The sequence below is a fragment of the Neisseria sp. HMSC065D04 genome, from assembly GCF_001815675.1.
In the GTDB taxonomy this organism is placed as follows: Bacteria; Pseudomonadota; Gammaproteobacteria; order Burkholderiales; family Neisseriaceae; genus Neisseria.
In genome coordinates this window covers 31,603-40,005 of sequence record NZ_KV821520.1, presented here as the reverse complement: position 1 = coordinate 40,005, position 8,403 = coordinate 31,603, and the positions used below count along the sequence as shown (strand labels likewise).

Genomic DNA, 8,403 nt, shown 5'->3' with positions numbered 1-8,403 from the left:
GCCGTACTGGTTTAAAGTTAATCCACTATACATTACATTTCAAATACCAAGTATTAATTCACTACCTGCATATGCATCAATTCAAACTCAGCAACAAATCTCTAAAAGCATTGGGATCTTTAATAAACGTCATTTCACCGGTTTGCGGAAAGTGAAAGTCTAAAAGACGCGACACCCAAAACCGGATACAGCCCGCTCTTTGGGCAATCGGGAAATATTCGCGTTCTTCATCAGACAAAGGCCTGATACTTTCATACCCCCTGATAAAAGCATCTTGCAAGGAACTATCCAGCTTATTCTCGGCTGTTCTTGCCCAGTCATTGACGGCAATGGCCAGGTCATACATAAAATTTCCGTTGCAGGCATAGTAAAAATCGATAAAGCCCGCCACCTTCTCCCCATCCAATAAAACATTATCCTTAAACAAATCGGCATGGATAATGCCTGAAGGCAGATGATTACCCAGATTACCATCTAAATCAGCAATCTCCTTTTGCAGCAAAGCCGCGTCATATTCGCTCAATACCGGCAAAAGCTGACTGCAAGCATCATGCCACCAACGGTCGTAACGCGGATTAGCCATTTTTTGCGGAAAACTCTGTCCGGCAATATGCATTTTTGCCAACATGGCCCCTGTATTGAAACATTGCATTTCCGTTGCCCAGCCGGTATCCGAGCCATTCAGGCAAGTAACCAGACAGGCAGGTTTGCCCACCAAGACAGAATCCAGCCTACCATCCTTGCGCACAATCGGAGCAGGACAAGCCACGCCATTGATACTCAGATGCCGGCTCAATTCCAGAAAAAACGGCAACTCCTCTTGCTTCAATACCTCGAATACCGTTAAAACGTAACGCCCCGTCGTAGTGGTCAAAAAATAATTGCTGTTCGTGATCCCCTGCGCAATTCCCTGCAACGATACAAAACCGCCCAAATCGTATTGGGTCAAAAACGCCCGCATTTCTTCATCAGAAACACTTGTATAGACAGACATAGTGCAAACCTATCAATAGAAAATATAAGGGGCAATCATACCAAAAAATTCCCCTGCCAAACAGGCAAACGCCAAGCTCGCGCCATAGTCATAAAAAACAAAAAGGTCGTCTGAAAATATTTTCAGACGACCTTTTGCTTGTTGATCTCAATTAAGCTTGTTGATTCCAACGCTCAATCGATTCTTTAATGACTTGTTTCGCTTCTTCAACATCACCCCAAGATTCGACTTTGGTCGTACCTGCTTTTTTCAAGTCTTTGTAGTGGTTGAAATGGAATTCGATTTGCTTGATTAATTGTTGCGGCAAATCAGACAATGTTTTGTACGCATTGCCATTGTTGCGGTCATCGGCAGGAACGCAAACGATTTTGTCGTCAACCTCGCCGTCATCAACAAATTTCATCACGCCGATGACGCGCGCTTCCAGAAAAATGCCGGTAGCCAATGGCTGCTCTGTCACCAGCAAGACATCCAATTCATCGCCATCTTCGTCTAAAGTCTGAGGGATAAAACCGTAGTTTGTAGGTTTGGAAAAAATTGCAGGTTCAACACGGTCGAGTTGGAAAGCCGCTAATTTGCGGTTCCATTCGATTTTATGATTACTGCCTGCAGGAATTTCGTTCACAACATTAATAATGCCGCCATCGACATCACCCGGCGTCAAGATTTTATTAAAATCTGCCATTTTGCGCTCCTTATAAACAATTGCAAAAGTTAAACGCCAAAAGTATAACAAACAAAAGACATTTCTGGAAATGTCTCGCTTTCCGCCTAATTCATGACGGCAAAATTCTTCCGAACATCTAAAACCATGAACATAACGGCACAAGGCGGCATTGCTCACAAATTTTATTCGATTTATTTCTAGATTTATTTCTATGTTAAATGTACAAAAACAGCACAAAATAAAAATCGACTCCTATATCAGAGTCGATTTTTATTTGGCTTAATGCCTATCTATGCTTACAGGGCATCTTTCAATGCTTTACCGGCACGGAATTTAGGAGTTTTAGCAGCAGCGATGGTCAGAGGCTCGCCGGTTTTAGGGTTGCGGCCTTGACGTTCTGCACGTTCGCCAACGTAGAAAGTACCGAAACCGACCAGAGTTACGGTGTCGCCTTTTTTCAGAGCGTTGGTTACAGCATTGGTAGTGGCATCCAGAGCTTTTTGGGCGGCAGCTTTAGAAATGCCGGCTTCTTGAGCAATTGCTTCGATCAATTCAGACTTATTCACAATCAGTCCCTTCCTATCGTTGAAAATAATGAAATGCCCGAATACTCGGGGCTTCGTACTTTTGAGTACCTTTGCGCTTTATAGCAATTCTGAAAATACCGTGTCAAGCAAAAAATGCGGAATTGCCCTATTTTACAGGCTTTCAAGGCAAACCCGCATCTTTTGCAACACATTTTTTACAAAATCAGTGTTTGGTCGCTTTCGCCCTTGACTTAGGTTTGGCGGCTTCAACCTGCGCCTCTTCGGTACTTAAAGGTGCAACCCAAGGTGTCGGCTGGCTTTCCAAGCCCAAAGCGAGGACTTCGTCTATCCATTTGACCGGATGGATGGTCAGGCCGGTTTTCACGTTTTCAGGGATTTCTTCCAAGTCTTTGACGTTGTCTTTCGGAATCAGGACGTGTTTGATGCCGCCGCGCAAGGCAGCCAACAGTTTTTCCTTCAAACCGCCGATTGGCAAAACTTCGCCGCGCAGGGTGATTTCGCCTGTCATCGCCACATCGGCGCGCACCGGAATTCTGGTAAAGGCAGACACCATCGCCAAAGTCATGGCAATACCTGCGCTCGGGCCGTCTTTCGGCGTCGCACCTTCGGGAACGTGAACATGGATGTCTTTTTTCTCGTAAAAATCAGGAGCCAAACCCACTGATTCTGCACGGGAACGGACAACAGACCATGCCGCGGACACAGATTCCTTCATCACGTCGCCCAACTGGCCGGTACACTGGATCACGCCCTTGCCCGGCAATGCTACGGCTTCTACAGTCAGCAATTCGCCGCCGACTTCCGTCCACGCCAAACCGGTAACCTGTCCGATACGGTTTTCACTTTCGGCAACGCCGTAATCGAAGCGGCGCACGCCCAAGTAGTCATGCAGGTTTTTCTCATTGACTTTAACCGCCTTAGGCTTGGCTTTGCTGGTTTTTTTGGTTTCAGACGACCTCTTCTTATCTTCGTTCAAGGTAATCTGCATCACCACCTTACGGCAGATTTTGGCAATCTCGCGATCAAGCGAACGCACACCGGCTTCACGGGTGTAATAACGGATGATATCGCGTACCGCGCTTTCTTCGACCACCAATTCGCCCTCTTTCACGCCGTTGCGTTTCATTTGCTTCGGCACGAGATACTGCATGGCGATATTGATTTTCTCGTCTTCGGTATAGCCGGACAAACGGATGATTTCCATGCGGTCGAGCAACGGGGTCGGGATGTTCAAGCTATTAGATGTGGCGATAAACATCACATCGCTCAAGTCGTAATCCACTTCCGCATAATGATCGGCAAACTTGTTGTTTTGCTCAGGATCGAGCACCTCAAGCAACGCGCTGGCAGGATCGCCTCGGAAGTCGCTGCCCAATTTGTCGATTTCGTCGAGCAGGAACAGCGGATTCTTCACGCCTGCCTTAGCCATGTTTTGCAGGATTTTGCCGGGCATGGAGCCGATATAGGTACGGCGGTGGCCGCGGATTTCGCTTTCGTCGCGCACGCCGCCCAAAGCCATGCGGACATATTGGCGGCCTGTTGCTTTGGCAATGGATTCGCCCAAAGAGGTTTTACCCACCCCCGGAGGACCGACCAAACACAGAATCGGACCTTTAAGCTTGTCCATACGTTTTTGGACGGCGAGGTATTCCAAAATCCGTTCTTTGACTTTTTCCAAGCCATAGTGGTCGGCGTTCAACACCAAATCGGCTTTGGCAATGTCTTTGCTGACACGGGATTTTTTCTTCCACGGCAGCTCAAGCAAAGTGTCGATGTAGTTGCGCACGACAGTGGATTCCGCAGACATAGGCGGCATCATTTTGAGTTTTTTCAGTTCGGACAGACATTTCTCTTCAGCCTCTTTGGTCATGCCCGCTTCTTTGATTTTTGCTTCCAACGCATCCAATTCGCCGCGTTCGTCTTCTTCGCCCAATTCTTTCTGAATCGCTTTCACTTGCTCGTTCAGATAATACTCGCGCTGGGATTTTTCCATCTGGCGTTTGACACGGCCGCGGATGCGTTTTTCGACCTGCATGATGTCCAGTTCGGATTCCAACTGGGCGAGCAGAAACTCCATACGGCCGATAATGCCGAAGGTTTCCAAAATCTGTTGGCGCTGCTCCAGTTTCAACTGCAAATGCGCCGCAATCGTGTCCACCAAACGGCTGTTATCATCGATACCGTTGATGGTATTGATGATTTCGGCAGGGATTTTTTTATTCAACTTGGCGTATTGGTCAAACTGGGTAAGCAGCGTGCGACGAATGGCTTCAATATCGGGATTGTCCGCATCCGCATACTCGTTGACAGCTTCAACATGTGACAGGAACAACCCGCCGCTCTCTTCAATGGTCAACACTCTGCCGCGCCGGATACCTTCGACCAACACTTTTACCGTGCCGTCAGGCAGCTTCAACACCTGCAAAACCTGCGCGACCGTACCCGTACGGTGCAAATCGGACGCAGTCGGATCTTCGGTGTTCGGGTCGATTTGCGCCAGCAAAAACACCGGATCGTCATTCGCCATTGCCGCTTCCAATGCCGCAATGGATTTCGGGCGGCCTACAAACAGCGGCAACACCATGTGCGGATAAACGACGACATCGCGTAAAGGCAGGGTTGCCAGTGCGCTGTATTCCTCAAAATGTTTTTCTTTTGTCGGCATATTGTTCTCTACTTGGTAATAAATTCGGAATGTGGCTTAAATTGGGATGGAAAAGCGTATTTCAAGACTTGAAAAAGCCGATGTACGCTTCTATTTTTATCGGCAACTTTTTGCGATAAAATACACGCCGTTCGAGGTCGTCTGAAAGACTGGAAACTTTTCAGACGACCTCTCGGCATACAGCACATCAGGAGTCAGCCATGACCGACCAAACCTCACTCATCGAATTCCCCTGCCAATTCCCCATCAAAGTCATGGGCAACGCGCATCCCGAATTTGAAAAAAATATCTTGGAAACCGTCCGCCAGCACGCGCCCGATACCGAACCCCACCACATCACCACCCGTCAAAGCAGCAAGGGCAACTATACCGGCGCAACCGTCAAAGTAAACGTCGAAAGCAAAGAGCAACTGGACAAAATCTACCGCGCCCTGACCGATCACGAAATGGTGAAAGTGGTGTACTGATATGAAAATCGTGCAGAAAGGCATGGTCGAGTACCAACCGACTTTCGAAGCCATGAAAGCGTTCAACGCAGCCCGCGACGAACATACCGAAGACGAATTATGGGTGGTCGAGCATCCGCCCGTCTTCACACAAGGGCTGGCAGGCAAACCGGAACACCTCCTGATCCGCGACGACATACCCGTCGTCCAAATCGACCGGGGCGGGCAAATCACTTATCACGGTCCCGGTCAATTGGTCATCTACACCATGATCAACTTCAAACGCCGCAAAACCAGCGTCCGCAACATCGTTTCCGCGCTTGAAAACAGCATCATCGCCACGTTGGCGGAATACGGAATCGAAGCGGCGGCAGACCCGAAACGCCCCGGCGTTTATGTCGGTGAGCGCAAAATCGCCTCACTCGGTTTGCGCATCAAAGACGGTTCCGTCTATCACGGCCTGGCATTAAACGTAAACATGGACTTAAGCCCATTTACCCACATCAATCCCTGCGGCTATGCCGGCATGGAAATGACACAAATCGCGGATTTTGTCCAACCCTGTCCCACCTTGGACGAGGTTGCACAAAAACTGACCGCACACCTCGAGACACAACTCACACCGAAAGCGAACAATTAATGAGCGAAATCAAAGTTGACGATCCCAAACGCGGCGTCAAACTCAAAGGCGCGGACAAAACCGCCCGCATCCCCATCAAAGTCGTCCCCCTTCAGGAAAAACTGAAAAAGCCCGAATGGATACGCGCCAAGCTGCCGTCACGCAAATTCTTTGAAATCAAAGATATTTTGCGCGAACAAAAAATGCACACTGTTTGCGAAGAAGCCTCCTGCCCGAATATCGGCGAATGTTTCAGCAAAGGCACGGCGACCTTCATGATTATGGGCGACATTTGTACCCGCCGCTGCCCGTTCTGCGACGTAGGACACGGCCGCCCGAATATGCTTGACCCCGACGAACCGAAACACCTTGCAGAATCCGTCAAAGCCATGAACCTGCGTTACGTCGTCATCACCTCCGTTGACCGCGACGACCTGCGCGACGGCGGCGCACAGCATTTCGCCGACTGCATCAAAGCCATCCGCGAAACCAGTCCGAACACCAAAATCGAAATCCTCGTTCCCGACTTCCGCGGCCGCTTGGACATCGCGCTGAAAATCCTTGCCGAAACCCCGCCCGACGTGATGAACCATAACTTGGAAACCCATCCGAGCCTGTACAAAAAAGCCCGTCCGGGTGCCAACTATCAGCACTCCCTTGACCTGCTGCGCCGCTACAAAGAAATGATGCCGCACATCCCTACCAAATCCGGCATCATGGTCGGCTTGGGCGAAACAGACGAAGACGTGCGCGAAATCATGCGCGATATGCGGGCGCACAATATCGAGATGATTACCATCGGCCAATACCTCCAGCCTTCAGACGGACACCTGCCCGTCTTGCGCTACGTCACGCCCGACCAGTTCAAAATCTTTGAAAAAGAAGCATACGAACTGGGCTTCACCAACGCCGCCATCGGCGCCATGGTCCGCTCAAGCTACCATGCCGACGAGCAGGCTGCCGAAGCATTGCGCGAAAGTCATGGCGGCGGTTGCGGTCATCACTGATAACAAAAAGGTCGTCTGAAAATTTTCAGACGACCTTTTTTCAAACAAGCGGCTTAAGCTTTATACGTCATACGTTCCCATTACGCTTGCGCTGTCCAAGATATGTCCCTGCATGGCGAAATGCAGGTCGTTGAAGCGGAAGCCGCGCGGCAGGTTTAATACGGTGTCGAGTGCGTAAACGATGAGTTCGTAGCGGTGGCGGCAGTTGGGCGGATACATGCCGCCGTAGCCTGTGGCTTCTTCGATGTCCAACTTGCCCAACAGGCTCGCCCAGCTGTTTGCGCCTTGCGTGTAGTCGGTGGCGGTCAGGCTTTCGTTTTCGGCGACGGAGGTGCGCTTGAGGTCGGCAATCAACCAGTGTGTCCACACAAATCCGCTGGCGGTAATGGCGTCTTTGTCTTCCAAAACGACGGCGAAGGATTTCGTGCCTTCGGGCGCGCCGCTGATTTCAAAGGGGATGGAGTAAGTCGGCATATCGTTCGGACTGAACTGGCTGCCGCGTTTGCCGTATTTGTCTTCAAATTCGCCGTTGACAATGGCTGAAGTCGTTACCTGCATAGTGTTCTCCTGTGGGGTTGGGAAAGGGGTCGTCTGAAAAAGGAAGGCTTGTTCAGACGGGTAATCGGATTGTTCAGTTTGCCGGACTGCCGTTTTCAGACGACCTGTTTTATACCTGCCAATCTATCGGCGTTATCCCGTTTTCCTGCAAATAGGCATTGGCGCGGGAAAAGTGTTTGCAGCCGAAGAAGCCGCGATAGGCGGACAGCGGCGAGGGGTGCGGCGCGCTGAGGACGAGATGGCGGCTGCGGTCGATAAACGCGCCTTTTTTCTGTGCGTGGCTGCCCCAAAGCATGAAGACGACGTGTTCGCGGTTTTGGTTGATTTGGTTGACCACTTCGTCGGTAAAGCGTTCCCAACCCAATGTGGCATGGGAATGCGCCTGTCCCGCGCGGACGGTGAGGACGGTATTGAGCAGCAAAACGCCCTGCTCCGCCCAATGTTGCAGATAGCCGTGTTGCGGGATACGGAAGCCTTCGATGTCGTCCGCCAGCTCTTTGTAAATATTGACCAGCGAGGGCGGGACGGCGACTCCTTCGCGGACGGAAAACGCCAGCCCATGCGCCTGTCCTGCGCCGTGATACGGGTCTTGCCCCAAAATCACGACTTTGACGTTACCGAATTCGGTTGCTTTAAAGGCGTTGAACACGTCTTCGGCAGGCGGATAGATAATCCGCCCCATGCCGCGCTCTTTTTTGACGGTTTCGATGATGTGTTGGAAATAGGGTTCGGACTTTTCCGAGCCGATTGCTTCGTGCCAAGTTTGCATATTGATGCCTTCATGATCGTGAAAAATGATTATAACGCAGCAAAATGGAGATGACGCCTTTTCTGCCGACCTTCCATTTCTTCCGGACGCATAAAATATAGTGGATTGAATTTAAATCAGGACAAGGCGA

The 8,403-nt window shown here is 50.2% G+C and carries 9 protein-coding genes; 3 read left to right on the top strand and 6 right to left on the bottom strand.

Annotated features, from left to right (window positions below; all coding sequences use genetic code 11):
* Positions 1-76: 76 nt before the first annotated feature.
* From thrB to lon, 4 genes are all read right to left on the bottom strand, one after another.
* Positions 77-994 (bottom strand): homoserine kinase, encoded by a 918-nt coding sequence (thrB, locus tag HMPREF3050_RS07855; protein ID WP_070774364.1) that lies wholly within the window; start codon positions 992-994, stop codon positions 77-79.
* A gap of 151 nt (positions 995-1,145) precedes the next feature.
* Positions 1,146-1,679: an inorganic diphosphatase gene (locus HMPREF3050_RS07850; RefSeq protein WP_070774363.1), complete on the bottom strand. Its 534-nt coding sequence runs from the start codon at positions 1,677-1,679 to the stop codon at positions 1,146-1,148.
* 278 nt (positions 1,680-1,957) lie between these two features.
* Positions 1,958-2,227: an HU family DNA-binding protein gene (locus HMPREF3050_RS07845; protein WP_003677477.1), complete on the bottom strand. Its 270-nt coding sequence runs from the start codon at positions 2,225-2,227 to the stop codon at positions 1,958-1,960.
* Between the two features lie 184 nt (positions 2,228-2,411).
* Positions 2,412-4,874: an endopeptidase La gene (lon, locus tag HMPREF3050_RS07840; protein WP_070774362.1), complete on the bottom strand. Its 2,463-nt coding sequence runs from the start codon at positions 4,872-4,874 to the stop codon at positions 2,412-2,414.
* Between the two features lie 200 nt (positions 4,875-5,074).
* On the opposite strand from lon, the gene HMPREF3050_RS07835 reads away from it, so the two are divergent.
* The 3 genes from HMPREF3050_RS07835 to lipA are packed head-to-tail and all read left to right on the top strand — an operon-like array spanning position 5,075 to position 6,946.
* On the top strand, positions 5,075-5,341 hold the full coding sequence (locus HMPREF3050_RS07835; RefSeq protein ID WP_003756826.1) for an HP0495 family protein: 267 nt from the start codon (positions 5,075-5,077) through the stop codon (positions 5,339-5,341).
* 1 nt (position 5,342) lies between these two features.
* Entirely contained in the window at positions 5,343-5,960 is a 618-nt protein-coding gene (lipB, locus tag HMPREF3050_RS07830) for a lipoyl(octanoyl) transferase LipB (RefSeq protein ID WP_009311759.1), read from the top strand.
* Positions 5,960-6,946: a lipoyl synthase gene (gene lipA, locus HMPREF3050_RS07825; protein ID WP_003778467.1), complete on the top strand. Its 987-nt coding sequence runs from the start codon at positions 5,960-5,962 to the stop codon at positions 6,944-6,946. The genes lipB and lipA overlap by 1 nt, the downstream gene beginning before the upstream one ends.
* A 60-nt stretch (positions 6,947-7,006) precedes the next feature.
* Here lipA and HMPREF3050_RS07820 read toward each other — a convergent pair whose 3' ends face one another.
* Together HMPREF3050_RS07820 and ung are read right to left on the bottom strand one after the other, a co-directional pair.
* Positions 7,007-7,504: a YbhB/YbcL family Raf kinase inhibitor-like protein gene (locus tag HMPREF3050_RS07820; protein ID WP_070774361.1), complete on the bottom strand. Its 498-nt coding sequence runs from the start codon at positions 7,502-7,504 to the stop codon at positions 7,007-7,009.
* 109 nt (positions 7,505-7,613) lie between these two features.
* Positions 7,614-8,273 (bottom strand): uracil-DNA glycosylase, encoded by a 660-nt coding sequence (gene ung / locus HMPREF3050_RS07815; protein WP_070636219.1) that lies wholly within the window; start codon positions 8,271-8,273, stop codon positions 7,614-7,616.
* Between the last annotated feature and the right edge of the window lie 130 nt (positions 8,274-8,403).

Bases quoted from the DNA above. Each gene is read 5' to 3' on its own strand.
- lipA (WP_003778467.1), top strand. From the start codon at position 5,960: ATGAGCGAAATCAAAGTTGACGATCCCAAACGCGGCGTCAAACTCAAA.
- HMPREF3050_RS07820 (WP_070774361.1), bottom strand. From the start codon at position 7,504: ATGCAGGTAACGACTTCAGCCATTGTCAACGGCGAATTTGAAGACAAA.
- ung (WP_070636219.1), bottom strand. From the start codon at position 8,273: ATGCAAACTTGGCACGAAGCAATCGGCTCGGAAAAGTCCGAACCCTAT.
- HMPREF3050_RS07850 (WP_070774363.1), bottom strand. From the start codon at position 1,679: ATGGCAGATTTTAATAAAATCTTGACGCCGGGTGATGTCGATGGCGGC.
- lipB (WP_009311759.1), top strand. From the start codon at position 5,343: ATGAAAATCGTGCAGAAAGGCATGGTCGAGTACCAACCGACTTTCGAA.
- lon (WP_070774362.1), bottom strand. From the start codon at position 4,874: ATGCCGACAAAAGAAAAACATTTTGAGGAATACAGCGCACTGGCAACC.
- HMPREF3050_RS07835 (WP_003756826.1), top strand. From the start codon at position 5,075: ATGACCGACCAAACCTCACTCATCGAATTCCCCTGCCAATTCCCCATC.
- thrB (WP_070774364.1), bottom strand. From the start codon at position 994: ATGTCTGTCTATACAAGTGTTTCTGATGAAGAAATGCGGGCGTTTTTG.